Source organism: Paenibacillus sp. SAFN-117 (genome assembly GCF_051966115.1).
Lineage (GTDB): Bacteria > Bacillota > Bacilli > Paenibacillales > NBRC-103111 > Paenibacillus_L > Paenibacillus_L residui.
Window position 1 is genome coordinate 164,807 of the sequence record NZ_JBQCLK010000005.1, and the last position, 13,438, is coordinate 178,244.

Consider the following 13,438-nt stretch of genomic DNA (forward strand, 5'->3'; position numbering starts at 1 on the left):
TCGTAATGTTCAGTGTGCAAAGCCCTCTTAGCAATTAAGAGGGCTCGGCCGTTTATGGGACAGCGACCGGTTCCTGGACCGGCTTGTACAAGCCGCCTAAAGTGGTCAGAGTCGTTGGAGCAGCAGGCTCCAGCGGATAGAAGCCCTTCTTCACCATCCACTGCCAGACATCATACGCATGACGGGAACACATACGGAAAGCATCCTCCAGGAAGCTGCGAATCTGCGGGTTGCTCATTTCCATGGCGGCCCAGGCATATTCTCTTCCTGAGCGCTTCAAGGTGAGCAAATAGGCGGTTGCTATTTCCCGGTCATTGAATTGCTGCACCGAGGTTCTCGGTGTCACCGGCACAGGAGCTGCGGGTGACTGGGTAAAGGACTGCAGGACAGGGAGCAAATCGGGAAGCTGGAGCTTGGATTTCGCTCCTTCCGCATTGCTTAGGTATTCCACCTTCATATTATAGTCCTGAATGTGTACCGGAAAATGCTGCTGTAGGATACCTTTAAGCTCCGCATCTTGAACCTGGTTCAGGAAGCAAGCCATGTTCGTGATCGAATTAACGCAGCTCATCGCCAATTCATGCAAATCCTGCGCCTCATGTGCGGCCAATTGCATAAGAAAATTACCTCCTGTCATCTCTATAATCAATCATAGATACGGTCTGCGTTCGCATAGCGGACTTTCTCCGAATGGATGCGCCGCTTTCCCTCGGGAGATTTCCCCGGTTGCTTCTTGCCGGAATCGCTCTGTCGTTCATCCTGCATTCGTTCGGCTTGCCGGTTGTCAGGCACCTGATATAACCCCCCTTTGGAAAATAGAGTGTCCTCAGGAAACTTTTTTTATTCTTGTCGGCGGGAAAGTAAGTAATCCCGGTGAAATGAATAAGACAACGTTCATTTAGCCGTTTGTGGGCATACAGTATTGCATCACTTTAATGGAGGGAACAACGTTGGAATCTACATGCAGGCAGCCGGACCAGAAGCATCTGGCATGGCACGAAACCTTGGAAATGCATGAACTGGCCGCTTTCCAGGCCAACCATTTGACGGCATTCAAAATGCATCTGCCGGACATCAAGGATCGCCAGCTTCATTCACTTTATGCCGAAGCGATTCATGCAACTGGAGCGTAATCTTAAAGAGCTTCTACAATATTACCCGCAGGCTCCGGTCAGTTCGAGAATCAGCAGCAGCCGTGAGGATATGACCCCTTTCTACGCCGCTCACTTGCTCGGTTTCGCCAAAACTTCGGTGCGAAATTACGCAATCGCAATTACGGAAACCGCTACCCCTCAGCTGCGAAATACGTTTCGCAAGCATCTTAACAGCGCAATTGAACTACATGCGAAGATTTTCAACTTTATGTACGAGCGGGGGATGTATCCCTCTTATCATTTGAAGGAGCTCTTGGCCAATGATGTGAAGAATGTCAAGAAGGCTCTAAGCATGTAACCGATCGAAAATTCCAAGCGGCTGCAGGGCGCTTTTTTCGGAACCGTCCTTATACATGTACATGTAAAAACCCCCTGCCCTATCCTGGGAGGGGGTTTGCAGAGGTTTTGTTGTAACAGGAACCCGTTCTATGTCTACTATACTTTCCTATTCTGTGTGTTAAGCATAACGACCAGACCGTCTCCCTTGATGGTGGCCTCCGTCGTTTTCAAGATATCCTCATGGTTCAGAATTGCCTCATGACCTTGAATTCTGCGGACAAAATCCTCCGTAATCGTGTACGGTGGGGACAGGAGCGGAACCATTACCGCTGACTCTTGATTGGTTAGTTGAATCATGACGGCATCCTCGTGAACGAAGGGATCCCCTTGCAGTCGGAGCTCCACCATTCCTTCCGTTCCCGTCACGAAAATCCGCCCATCCCCCCACGTCCAGCTCTGGTTCGGCGTATGCCAATCCGCATACAACTGAGCTACAATACCATCATCCAAAACTACATGCACATTTACGGCATTATTGAACGTAGGATACTCGGATAAAATGGTTTTGCTGACATACCCGTCAATCCGGTCGATCTCCTTGCCTGTAAACCAGCGAAGCAGATCAAAATCATGAACCAGAAGGTCAATCAGAATTCCTCCCGACTGTTCTTTAGAAAAAAACCAGGCCGGTCTTTTGTCCGCATTGAGACGATGGGGCTTCCGCATCCCTATGGTGACGATTTCTCCCAGGATACCGTCATCAATATGTTTCTTCAAAGTATAAATAGCGGGATGAAACCGTTCGGTGAGCAGCATGCCGACCTGAATCCTCCCTCGTTCCAGAACGGCTTTCAGCCGGAACAAGCCATCCTCGCCGGTCACTGCCGGCTTATCCACCATAACATGCTTGCCGCGATCTTCGCATATTTCAATAATGCGGATCTTGTCCTCGTTGACCGCAGCGCAGCCTACGATTTTAACGGAATCCCCTAATAAGCTCTCCATGTTCTCCGCGAGCGGAATCCCGAATTTGTCGGACAGGGTGCGGGCCAACCCCTCTTCATCTTCATCGAAGATCCCTGCACAGGCGTAGCCCAGCTCCAGCATTTCCCGAATAAAGATTTCAATATGCGCATGCTGGCAGCCAATCACTGCAAATTGCTCCGTTGCTTTGTTCATTAATAACAACCCCTTTCTCTACATTAATATAGTAAAACCATTGCCTAGACCTCTTCCTTATACACTTAATGAAGCTGATCTTCCTAAGCCATTTATCGGGTTTGTTGGTATAAATTATTAGTCGTTCCTCGCTCTTGCTCTCTCTTTCCATAAGGGGTTTCTCTCTGCCGCTTTCTTCGAATAACAAACGTCCGATACCATTCCGAGAGCCCGGGAGCGTTCGTGTTCCGTCTGGCTCCCATGTCTGCTGTCTAATCCGGGGGCCTAATGCTTAATGGCCATCCTATCCAAGTAAGGTTGGCTGAAAGGATCGAATATGGAGCCACCTCCGCAAGTAAGCGCATTCATTTTTGTTGCTAAGAAGGCAACGAACTCCACGGACACTAAGCCGGTGTAAACGATCATGTTCCCATATGAAAGACCACATAGTTTGTGACCGTATCTATGCAATTGTAACGGATATGCAAGGCCTTATTCCGCCAAATTTTAGCGGATTCGACAAAGAAGACCGGCTTTCTGGTAGAAAAACCGGTCGTATAAATCTCAATTGAACTGCACCATTAGGTATATCTCACTAGTCGTCAGTCCAGCGGCCCCGCATAACGCTAAATACGTATTCGATCTATAACCGGTTCTTCAGCAGATCCAACCCGGCTGCGGCCAGCACCCGATCCAGCGCTTTTCTCGACCGTTCCATCAGCGCCCGGGCATCCTCCTGCGAAGGCTCCTTGGTCAGCACTTCTTGCGTAACCGCACCTTGATATCCTGACTTATGCAGTGCCTGCAAAAATGCCGCCAAATCAATAACGCCTTCGCCGGGGTACAAGCGTTCATTATCCCGCACTTGCTCCACCGGGACAGGCGGGGCGTCATTGATATGCACATGAACAATCAGGTGCGCCGGAAGCTTCGCTATATCGTCATAAGTAAGTTCCGTGGTATACCAGTGGAACGAATCCACCAGCAAGCCGACGTTCGGTTCTCCAATGGCCTCAATCAAGGCCAGCGTATCCGCCTGAGTCCATATGAACGGGTGCTTCCACTGCGTTCTTAAGTGATGCGGACCGACATATTCGAGCCCAAGCTTGATGCCGTATGCCCCAAGCCATTGGGCACACAGGCGAAGCCGTTTGACCGCCCGCGCCATGAAAGGAGCCGGTGCATCATCGGTCGAGGGCAGAATATAAGTGCAGCAGCTCTTGCACCCGAGTGCCGCAGCCGCCTCGGCGGCTTCAAGCAGCTTGGGCAGGCCTTCACGGAACGCCTGATCGGTCGTTCTCCAGTCTACCGGCAGGCCGAAGGAGCCCAAAGTCACCTGATGCCTGGCCAATAGCTCGGCCGCACCTTGTACGCCATGCCGCTGAACCAGCCCAACAGGATCACCGTCAATGACTTGAAAACCGAATTCAGCGGCTGCCTGCAACCATTGTTCATCGCTTCCAATGCTGCCAATCCCTGCCCGAGTCAGTCCAAATTTCATCGAACGATGACCTCCTCTTCTCTACAGATCCCAGTTTAACTTAACTTCGCAGCCGGTGCGGGAAGATTCGTAAATGGCGTCCAGCACCAGGTTGTTCGTATAGCCGCTAAGAGCGGAAGTGAGCGGCTCCTTCCCTTCCCGGATGCACTCCAGGAAGTGTCGGCTGAGCCTTCTGCGGGGGCCCTCGTCTTCTTCCGGCTTCTTCAGCTCCACTTCTGACGTGCGGTCGAATTTCTCCGTCAACAGCTTGCCGGAGCCTCCCCGATAGCTTGCACCGCCGTCGGTTCCCATAAGATGAAGGAACGGCGAGCTGTCCGTATCCATATGCACCGCCCAGCTTACCTCAAGCGTCAACGAGCTGCCGTCCTCCATCTTGATGAGCGCCGTCGCGAAATCTTCAACATCGTATATTCCTTCCCAATCGGGCTTGCCCCAGGTCCCGATTCCCTTCTTCCTTGGGCCGAATTCCGCATAGGTTGAACCATACACCGAGACCGGCTTGGGATTGCCCATCAAATGCAAGGCCAGATCCAGCATGTGGACGCCGATATCGATTAACGGTCCGCCGCCGGATTGATCCATACGGGTAAACCAGGTTCCCCAGCCGGGAATGCCCTTGCGCCGGTACAAACCGGTCTTCGCAGTATAGATGCGGCCCAATTCCCCGCGATTCACCTGTTCCTTGATTTGCATCGGAATCGATTCCCATCGCATCTGATGCGCAACCATTAACCGGCGGTCCGTCTGCCGGCTTGCCTTATAGATGTTCTTCGCCGCTTCGGCGTTCATGCCCATCGGCTTCTCCAGCAGAACATGCTTTCCGGCCGACAATGCTTCCACCGCTAACGACTCATGGAACTGATTCGGCACGGCGACGACCACCGCATCGACCTCGGGGCTGTGGATAAGCTCCTGCGCTGTGCCGGTCACATTGGCAATCCCGTACTCCTTGGCCCGGGATACCGCCAGCGGCGCGTAAACATCCGTAACGGTCGTAATTTCACACCAATCCTTCAAGTCGGAAAATTCCTTCAAATGGACATTCCCGATGTTTCCGGCGCCAATGATGCCCAGCTTGATTTTGTCCGATGCAGACATTCTCATTCCTCCAAACCATCCTCATTTCTTCTATCCACAGATATGATAAAATAAGAAAGAATAGTTTGCATACCGAAGGTTTCGGGAGATGTCTCATTTTTTCGGAGGGAGCTTGGCTTGACTCATTTTCCAAAATATTTAAAAAACTACCCTAATATGCATACGAACTTCCCGCTCCACTTAAGTCTGAATCAGCTCGCGAACGGGTATCCCGCCCATCGCCACGATTACCTTGAATTCTCCTATGTTGTGGAGGGCTGCGGTGAAGAAAAGATTAACGGCGTCACCCATCCGATGGTCCCCGGGACATTTACCTTCATTCTTCCCTATCAGGTACATGAGATCTTTACCGAACCGGGTTCTGTGCTGAAGCTGTATAACTGCGCTTTCAGCCTGGATTTATTGATGGACACGGGAAATAGCGGCAGCCTGGGCGGATTGGTCAACGATCTGGATCAAATGCCTTCGTTCGCGCAGTTTCGGGATGAAGATATGAAGCTGATGCATAATCTGGTCCGTGAGATGTATCAGGAATATGAGCAGGAGAAGCGTTGGCGTGCAACGATGCTGAAGGCGAAGCTCTGGGAAATTCTCATCCGGTTCGACCGCTACCGGCAGGACCGGGACGCTCCTACTCCGCTGCCCGCAGCGAGTGCAGGGACCAGAAGCTCGGTTTGGCCGATCATTCATTTTATCCATAATCACTATCAAGAAGAGCTGCAGCTGTCCGATCTTGCCCAGATGTTCTCTATGAGTCTGTCCCGCATCAGCGAAGTGATTAAGGAAGCTACCGGCCAAACCTTCGTCCATTTTCTGCATGACCTGCGAATCAGACATGCCAGCGGGCTGCTTGTCTCAACGGATCTAAGCGTAATGGAAATCGCTCACGAGGTTGGTTACGGTTCCTACAAAACTTTCTACCGGATGTTTCGCGAGAAGAAAGGAATCATTCCGACGGAGTACAGGAAAATGAAGAAGCGGCATTAAGGCATTAAAAAAAGAGGGAACCCTCCCTCTTTTTCCTTTTTATCTAATGGAATTGAACATCGATTCTTTTTTTGCTGTCTGCCTGCTGCTTTGGCATACGGACTTCCAGAACTCCGTTCTTATAGCTCGCGGTAATTCCTTCGGAAGCGACGTTGTGCGGCAAGCTGATCGAACGATGGAATTTTCCGACGTACCGCTCCTGTCTGTGCAGATGCTCCTCCTTAATTTCGTTGGAGCGATTTATGGTTCCGCTTATCGTCAGAACATTAGAATCGATATCGATTTGAACATCTTCTTTCTTCTCCAAGCCCGGTATATCGCATGTAGCCACGACTTCATTCTCCGTTTCATAGACGTCTATATTAAGATGGCCGGCACCTTTGAATCCCAAATCATGGGTAAAGAAGCGATCCAGCTCCCGCCGCATATTGTCCAGATGTTTAAACGGCTCGTATGGAATTAATGGCATGATTGTTTATCCTCCTGATGTTTATTCATTCTTTGTCATTATTACCAATCGGCGGTTTGCTATTCCGACAGTAACTTCCTTGCATCGCAGGTCATATTTCACCCAATAGAAGCTGTTAATGAGTTTCTCTTCCGGATATTCTCCGAGGTTTACGGATATTCTATGGGTAATTCAAAAATAACCATTACATCTAAGGAGAGTTACCTTGAATCCGAAACGGCTGGGTCCATTAATCATTATAGTTGTTATCGTTATTTTCCTCCCTCTGACCGTATTGGCCGAGGAACAAAGTATAGAACGTCAACAGCTAGAACAATGGATAACCAAATTATTTGACGAGCGGGCTCATATGCTTGTGCATTCGAATGATGACAACTTGAAAGAGTATTACCTCACTTCGGAGGCTGCCGCACGTGGCGCGTTCCGGCAAGAGAAGCTTAGGAAGGAATATATTCAGACTTGGGCCGGCAAGCGGTTTCTGTCATTAACCGATGCCGAGAGCCGTATACGCTTGGTGCGGGTAAAAATTTCGGGAAATCAGGCCCGAGTGTCATTGGTTCAGTCCCTGAAGCTTTCATACGCTTATAACGGTAAGCCGGAGCAGCCCCAGCATTTCGGCATCGGCACCCGCCATGTGCTGAACCTTCAACGAAACGATGGGGTCTGGAAGGTTGCCCGCGAATATTATCTGGATCCGCTGACCGAAAATCCGAAATTAATCCCGGAGCTTGCTCCGGCTGAGGAAGGAATGCCATTTTTCCGTTCGGATGGAGTCAGCCTGTCCGTGCCCAAATCCGGAGCAAGGCGCTATCAACGCGAACGGGCTGTCAGCTATGCCAACAAATATGCGGGACTTGCATGGGGTGCCGGCAATAATAACCGCTACAATCAAAAATATAGAGACTATACCGATTTGGGCGGCGACTGTACGAATTTCGCATCCCAGGTGCTTGGTGATCCGGAAGAAGGCGGCGGATTGAAAATGACTCACGGCTGGCGGTACCGCTTTAAAGCCGGAGGAAGCGAAAGCTGGGTGAGGACCGATTCGTTCAAACATTTTCTTCTGCACAGCGGGTATGGGACCGTGGTGGCCCGAGGAACGTTCGATGCAGTAATCAAGAAAACCGATAAACATCCGAATGGAGCTTTCTCCAAAATCCAGCCCGGTGATCTTATTGCCTATGAAATAGACGGGGATGTGGATCACTTTTCGATCGTTGTCGGCTTCGATGTTCACGGCTACCCTTTGGTTAATTCGCATACGGCCGACCGGTATCAAGTTCCCTTCGACCTGGGCTGGGACAAATATACGAAATATTGGCTTATCCATATCAAGGATTAACATTAACTCCCCTCATATTTGGCGGGACAGGCTCATATAATGTAGAGCACACATAACCGTTATTTATTTGGAGGGGAGACCCTTTGGGATTGCCTATATTCGCTAAGCAAATGGCACTGCGTGCGGGTGCCATTTTTGTTGTCAAAATCCTCGGCTTCGCCGCCCGAATTCCGCTCTTTCGATTGCTTGGGGCGGAAGGGATCGGACTATATCAGATGGCCTATTCCTTCTACGGGCTGGCCCTGACCGTCATCTCCGGAGGCTTTCCTACCGCACTGGCCCTGGCAACGGCCCAGGATCACCGTAAGGGCTGGCAGCTTTATAAATCGGCTACCCTGCTGCTGGCCTCCGTTGGGGGAATGCTGGCATGGTTATGCTATCATTTGGCTCCGAGCATAGCCCGCTGGTTGGGCCATTCCTCACTGGATGCGGCTATTCGCTGCCTGGCACCGGCTCTTTTTCTCGTTCCTCTGCTTTTTCTTCTGCGCAGTTTTCTTCAAGGGCTTGAATTCTATGGAGCGATTGCCTGGTCCGAAATCATGGAACAGATTGTCCGGCTCAGTGTCATGCTTCTGGTAGTGACTCTATGGATTCGCACTGACCTGGGACAGGCCGTAGGCGGAGCCGTAATCGGGGCAGCGGCAGGGGCTCTAATCGCCTATCTTTTTTTGCTGGCCTTCCTATTCTTTCGCCGGCAATCCTTCAGATCCGCGGAAACCCGGGCTTCCGTATCCGCATGGTCCGACAGCGGGCTCCGGTTGTTCCTCTATAGCGCCCTATCGATTTCTGCGGCCCGGCTCATTGTACCCATTTCCGATTTCATGGATGCCATCATTATCCCCAGCCGGTTACAGCATGCCGGAATGACGGCATCGGAAGCCGCATCCGTATTCGGCCAAATTGCCGGGGTCGCCGCAACGATCGTATATATGCCCACCTTGGTTACTTCCGCCCTGGCCTTTACATTGGCGGCCAAAGTTACTGCCGATTGGAAAAACAAGGATGTCCTCCGTTTCTCAAGAAGAGCCCGCTCCGCTATCCAAATAGGTATCCTGTGGGGGATAGGCTCTTCCTGGGTTCTCTGGCATTATTCCACCGATCTCTCTTTGTTAGTTTTCTCGGATGAGGCAGCAGCCGTTCCCGTCCGCTATATGTTCCTCGCTCCTTTATTATCCGGTCTTCAAGAATTGACGATGGTGATTCTGTGGGCTTCGGGGAATCAAAAAGCTCCTCTGTTCGGCCTGGCCGCAGGAATTTTATGCTCAGCCGGCCTGAACTTCGGGCTGCTAGGCATCCCCGGGTTTGCTTATGCCGGAGCGGCAATGGGCCTGCTTTCACTGGATTTAGTATCCATGCTGTGGAACCTGGTAGCCATATCGAGACAGAAGCGGACAATTCTGTCCGGTTCTCTTCCAATCCGGCGGGCATTGCTGCTCCTTCTTCTATGTCTGGCCGGTACTCCGGGGGCCGAATGGCTGGTTAACCTGCTTCCGCTCCCTCAGCCCTTCTGCACAATCCTAAGCATTGCAGTGCTGTTTGGATTGTTCAGCCTGTTTATTATGCAGACATACAAAAAAAGCTCTTAACGAAGCCCAATCAATACCCCACGTCCGGATATAGCCAGCTGTAAATCGGTTTCGACCATCAGGTTCTGAAGCATTTCCCATACGCCCGTTTCGCCGGCCACTGCCAATGCATAGGCATACGGCCGGCCAACCAGAACGGCTGCCGCCCCGAGCGCAATGGCCTTAAGTACATCCGCCCCCCGCCTTACCCCGCCATCAAGCAGGATAGGAACCTTCCCGTTTACCGCTTCGTTAATCGAGGGCAATACGTCCAGAGTGGCGATGTCCCCGTCCAGTTGACGTCCTCCATGATTGGATACTATGATTCCGTCCACCCCATGCTCCAACGCGAGAACCGCGTCATCGGGATGGTGATTCCTTTGATTAATAAAGGGAGCTTCGTCCGCTCACGAATATAATCGAGCTCCTTCCAGGTGAAGCAGATATGATTTCCTTCATCCAGCGCCTTCTCCACTGCAGCTCGCAGGTTCTCCTCGGGCTGTTTGTCTAATGAGGAGAGAAAGACAGGGTCCGAGAAATAATTTCCCATCCCATGTCCGGATAAGAACGGAAGGTAGTATTGCGCAAATCTCTCTCCCGCCAACCAAGCAAAGTCGAATCTATAGTCACTACGATGGCCGAATAACCCGCGGCTTCGGCACGCTGTAAGAAGCTGTCTGTCAGTTTGCGGTCTTTGGGAGGATAGAGTTGAAACCACCTCACGGCTCCTTCCATCGCTTCCGCGAAGATGGGTAAAGGACAAAAAAGCGGCCGAGCGGGCAGACAGACAATCAGCCCATCACCGCTCAACCGCTTTAATCCTCGTATACTTTTGACCGAAGTCAATTTAACCCGATCACCCACTCAGAACCTGCCTTCATTAAAATAAGTGACGGACTGATTTCTCCGTACGATCGCGCTAAGCCCTTCTTTGTAGTATGGCATCAGACGATCCGCCTCCTCTATACCGATCCACGCAATTTCCATGATTTCATCCGGTATGACGATTTTTTCTTGTCCCTCGCCGATCTCGGCCGCGAAGGTAAAGAAAATAATATGCTCCTGATCCTTCTCCGTTATGTATTCATTAACGGCCACTATGCCGTGCACATTTACTTTCAGCCCCGTTTCCTCCCAAGCTTCCCTCGCTGGCGCTATTTCCAGCGTTTCATCCGCTTCTACTTTTCCGCCGGGAAGAGTCCAGCGCCCGTTGTCCCTGTTCTTAACCATTAAAATCCGATCCCGTTCCACATTGGTGATTAATGAATAAACGACGTCAATTCGCTTCAACAGCGCCTCCTCCTCCTTTTACACAAACCTGCACTCTAAAAATCGATCCGGCCCTCACATTCTCAACGAAACCGGTTTTCAAACTGGGCTGCAAATTCGACTTTCCGGTCGAAGATCTCCCTGGACCTCTCATAATTTAAAGAATGCCTTGAGTTCTCCAAATATTTCTTGTATTCTTCGCTTTCCCATAACCTAATTGCATCAAATACGTTCTCGTTCATATGGCCGCTGTACACAAATTTGAGCCAGATTTCCAGGGAACCGAAATGGTCCAGCACGTCGGCATCCTGAACAATTTTGATATGAAAAAGGGCAAATCCTCCTGATGACGGGTATTATGATACCGAATAATATCCGCTATATCGTCCAGCTCTTCCCCCGTGCATTCTTCCTGCAGCAATGTTCGGACTAAAGCGGATCCGGTTTGATGATGGGGTTCGATACCTTTGGCTACATCGTGAAAGAGGGCTCCGACATAAATCCGGTCATCCAGGGAGGAATCGTCCGGAAACAGTTCCTTTCTTAAATGAATAGAAATTTTCGCAACTCTTTCACAATGGTAGTAGATGAACCCTCTTTCCCTGTTCAAATGTGATTTCCTCTTTCCCATCGTTCTAAAAGCGATCTCATGGATTTTTTCAAGATTCAACAGGAACACTTCCTTTGTGTTTATATGGGAAATAAAGAGACATTAACGGACATGGACGAAACGGTTGACCGGATCCCAATCGACCTCGTAACCGAGAGCTTGAGACAGGAATCTTAGAGGCACCATCGTATGCTCATCCCGGAGGAAGGGGGCGGTTTCCAGGAGAAAATGCTCTTCGCCTACCTTGACCTGCTGCCGGTCAATCCATAAAGTGATCACCTGCTCGGCCAGAGTCACCTTCACGCTCCGGTCCTCCCCGTTCCATTGCACGTTCGCTCCCAGAGCGGTTGCCGTCGCGCGAAGAGGCACGAAGGTCTGGCTGTTAACCAGCGAAGCCTCTGCCTCCGAGTTAAGGCGTGTCCCGCGGACAAAGACTGTAATCGGACGGTTCTCATCACCGATGGCCATAATGCCGAATGTATTTGACGCAACAATCGAAGTACCGTTAGCCAAGCTCCAGTGTGCAGAATGGGTTAACGAATGGTTTCTTACGCTTAGCTCGCTGATCGGGTTTCCATCAGGATCGGCCCGATGCCAGCTTCCTCCATTATCCGTGAATGACAAATTACCGGACGCATCCGCTTGCACGTAAGCTGCATAAGTGTAAGAAGGATCCGGCTGATACTGCCACAGATTTTGGCCGGGGCCAAGCGTTTTGAACAACCCGCCGCCGTTGAAGCAGTATTGGCCTCCGGCGGGATCATAAGGCACCCCCAGCTGGCGAAGCAATTCGTTATCCGCCGATTGGACAACATCGAAGCTTCTCTTCTCCAGGTTCCACTTAATGATGGAACAGAGCCGGTTGAGGCCGCAACCACGATGATCCCGCTGGAATTGGCCGCAGTCACGAAATTTGAACTAAGCCTGTGACCCTCCGGCATACCCCTTTGCCACCGGATCTTTCCGTCAAAAGGGTCAACGGCCGTGATCCAGCCTGTTCGGTCGGTATAGCGGTCATCCTTAAATTCCTCAACCTCCAGCACATAAATCGTTCCATCTTCGCCCCGGACCAGACCGCGCGGAGCGATTCCGTGCCTTGGAACATCGAACGACCAACGCCGGCGGCCCTCGAGATCGATGGAAACCAGGCTTCCGTCCGCGAGAATATATGAATTCCCCTGCTCATCATGCAGCATCGTTCCATGATAATAAACATCCTCGATGTTCTCCAGCGGAACATGCCATAGAATACTGTCATTCACCCGGCTTTCCAGCCTAATCTCTTCCCCCTGCTCGTTGACCAGTCCCGTTCCCGCCGCTTGGACGCCATTATCATTGATAAAAGCGCTCGTCAGCAAAGCGCCCAACAGAAAAGCAGCCGTACGTCTGATGAATACCTTATAGCGGGCCATTGCCATTTCCCCTTCCGGATCAAGTAACTGAAATCGCTTTTTCCTTATTAGACGTTGGGTCTTCAACGCAGTTGCGCAGTGCTGACACAATCTTGCTCGGATTAATCGGTCTCGCGATTCCCTTTTCAAGACATATTACCGCTTATGGAAACGGTTATATTCGTCCTTAAAGCATCCCCAGAAGATGAACAGGACCCCCAGAATGATCAGGACGACAGAAAATATAGCCGGGAAGGTTCCTCCCTTCACTTCATCACAACCCTATAGATTGAAGACCATCATAAGTGCATGTCTTTTAGCGGTAATGAGCTAAATCTCGTAAAAGACGAGCGATAATGCAAGTCCTTCCCCTCAAAAATCCAAAAATCGGCCAAATGGCTTAATTCACCTGCACAACTGCTCGTCTTTTGCCGTTTTTAACTAAAAACGCCGCAAAGACCTGCATTATCGGCTAGGCCCCCTAATTCCGGAGTCCGCACCATAAAAAAATAACCATGTATACAATTCCTCTCTTTTGGGAGGTTTTTCGTAAGTTTGCGTATTCTACCGATTCTAAGGTGCCGACTTGACATGGAGCCTCTGCAGGCATGCTTA

The 13,438-nt window shown here is 50.7% G+C and carries 16 protein-coding genes and 1 pseudogene; 4 read left to right on the forward strand and 13 right to left on the reverse strand.

The window, feature by feature from the left end; all coding sequences use genetic code 11:
- Positions 1-52 precede the first annotated feature (52 nt).
- On the reverse strand, positions 53-616 hold the full coding sequence (locus ACTHRH_RS05385) for a spore coat protein (RefSeq protein ID WP_379287712.1): 564 nt from the start codon (positions 614-616) through the stop codon (positions 53-55).
- Between the two features lie 29 nt (positions 617-645).
- Positions 646-792 (reverse strand): hypothetical protein, encoded by a 147-nt coding sequence (locus tag ACTHRH_RS05390; protein WP_186328367.1) that lies wholly within the window; start codon positions 790-792, stop codon positions 646-648.
- A gap of 143 nt (positions 793-935) precedes the next feature.
- On the opposite strand from ACTHRH_RS05390, the pseudogene ACTHRH_RS05395 reads away from it, so the two are divergent.
- Positions 936-1,452, forward strand: a pseudogene (locus ACTHRH_RS05395) (spore coat protein).
- 137 nt (positions 1,453-1,589) lie between these two features.
- Here ACTHRH_RS05395 and ACTHRH_RS05400 read toward each other — a convergent pair.
- The 3 genes from ACTHRH_RS05400 to ACTHRH_RS05410 all read right to left on the reverse strand — a co-directional run bounded on the left by ACTHRH_RS05400 (position 1,590) and on the right by ACTHRH_RS05410 (position 5,190).
- Complete coding sequence (locus ACTHRH_RS05400) at positions 1,590-2,612, reverse strand: Gfo/Idh/MocA family protein (protein WP_440414456.1); 1,023 nt, start codon at positions 2,610-2,612, stop codon at positions 1,590-1,592.
- Positions 2,613-3,234: 622 nt separating this feature from the next.
- Positions 3,235-4,092, reverse strand: coding sequence for a sugar phosphate isomerase/epimerase family protein (locus ACTHRH_RS05405; protein WP_440414458.1), 858 nt, complete (start codon positions 4,090-4,092; stop codon positions 3,235-3,237).
- Between the two features lie 21 nt (positions 4,093-4,113).
- Positions 4,114-5,190, reverse strand: a complete 1,077-nt coding sequence (locus ACTHRH_RS05410) for a Gfo/Idh/MocA family protein (RefSeq protein ID WP_144937800.1) — start codon at positions 5,188-5,190, stop codon at positions 4,114-4,116.
- A gap of 117 nt (positions 5,191-5,307) precedes the next feature.
- Between ACTHRH_RS05410 and ACTHRH_RS05415 the strand changes: the two genes are divergently transcribed.
- Positions 5,308-6,177, forward strand: a complete 870-nt coding sequence (locus ACTHRH_RS05415) for an AraC family transcriptional regulator (RefSeq protein ID WP_440414461.1) — start codon at positions 5,308-5,310, stop codon at positions 6,175-6,177.
- A 43-nt stretch (positions 6,178-6,220) separates the two neighbouring features.
- Here ACTHRH_RS05415 and ACTHRH_RS05420 read toward each other — a convergent pair whose 3' ends face one another.
- A complete protein-coding gene (locus ACTHRH_RS05420; protein ID WP_379287723.1) occupies positions 6,221-6,646 on the reverse strand; it encodes an Hsp20/alpha crystallin family protein in 426 nt (141 codons plus the stop codon).
- A gap of 205 nt (positions 6,647-6,851) precedes the next feature.
- Here ACTHRH_RS05420 and ACTHRH_RS05425 point away from each other — a divergent pair, with 205 nt between their 5' ends.
- Entirely contained in the window at positions 6,852-7,988 is a 1,137-nt protein-coding gene (locus tag ACTHRH_RS05425; protein WP_440414463.1) for an amidase domain-containing protein, read from the forward strand.
- An 83-nt stretch (positions 7,989-8,071) separates the two neighbouring features.
- Entirely contained in the window at positions 8,072-9,574 is a 1,503-nt protein-coding gene (locus tag ACTHRH_RS05430; protein WP_440414465.1) for an oligosaccharide flippase family protein, read from the forward strand.
- Here ACTHRH_RS05430 and ACTHRH_RS05435 read toward each other — a convergent pair.
- The 7 genes from ACTHRH_RS05435 to ACTHRH_RS05465 all read right to left on the reverse strand — a co-directional run bounded on the left by ACTHRH_RS05435 (position 9,571) and on the right by ACTHRH_RS05465 (position 12,844).
- Positions 9,571-9,888: an alpha-hydroxy acid oxidase gene (locus ACTHRH_RS05435; RefSeq protein ID WP_440414467.1), complete on the reverse strand. Its 318-nt coding sequence runs from the start codon at positions 9,886-9,888 to the stop codon at positions 9,571-9,573. The genes ACTHRH_RS05430 and ACTHRH_RS05435 overlap by 4 nt on opposite strands.
- Positions 9,873-10,028: a hypothetical protein gene (locus tag ACTHRH_RS05440; RefSeq protein ID WP_440414469.1), complete on the reverse strand. Its 156-nt coding sequence runs from the start codon at positions 10,026-10,028 to the stop codon at positions 9,873-9,875. The genes ACTHRH_RS05435 and ACTHRH_RS05440 overlap by 16 nt, the downstream gene beginning before the upstream one ends.
- 32 nt (positions 10,029-10,060) lie before the next feature.
- On the reverse strand, positions 10,061-10,288 hold the full coding sequence (locus tag ACTHRH_RS05445) for an alpha-hydroxy-acid oxidizing protein (RefSeq protein WP_440414475.1): 228 nt from the start codon (positions 10,286-10,288) through the stop codon (positions 10,061-10,063).
- A gap of 129 nt (positions 10,289-10,417) precedes the next feature.
- Positions 10,418-10,843 carry an NUDIX hydrolase gene (locus ACTHRH_RS05450; protein WP_379287729.1) on the reverse strand — a complete coding sequence of 142 codons (426 nt, stop codon included), beginning with the start codon at positions 10,841-10,843 and terminating at the stop codon, positions 10,418-10,420.
- Positions 10,844-11,060: 217 nt separating this feature from the next.
- A complete protein-coding gene (locus tag ACTHRH_RS05455) occupies positions 11,061-11,432 on the reverse strand; it encodes an HD domain-containing protein (protein ID WP_379287732.1) in 372 nt (123 codons plus the stop codon).
- Positions 11,433-11,534: 102 nt separating this feature from the next.
- Positions 11,535-11,945, reverse strand: coding sequence for a copper amine oxidase N-terminal domain-containing protein (locus tag ACTHRH_RS05460; RefSeq protein ID WP_440414472.1), 411 nt, complete (start codon positions 11,943-11,945; stop codon positions 11,535-11,537).
- Positions 11,946-11,986: 41 nt separating this feature from the next.
- Entirely contained in the window at positions 11,987-12,844 is an 858-nt protein-coding gene (locus ACTHRH_RS05465) for a hypothetical protein (RefSeq protein ID WP_379287737.1), read from the reverse strand.
- Between the last annotated feature and the right edge of the window lie 594 nt (positions 12,845-13,438).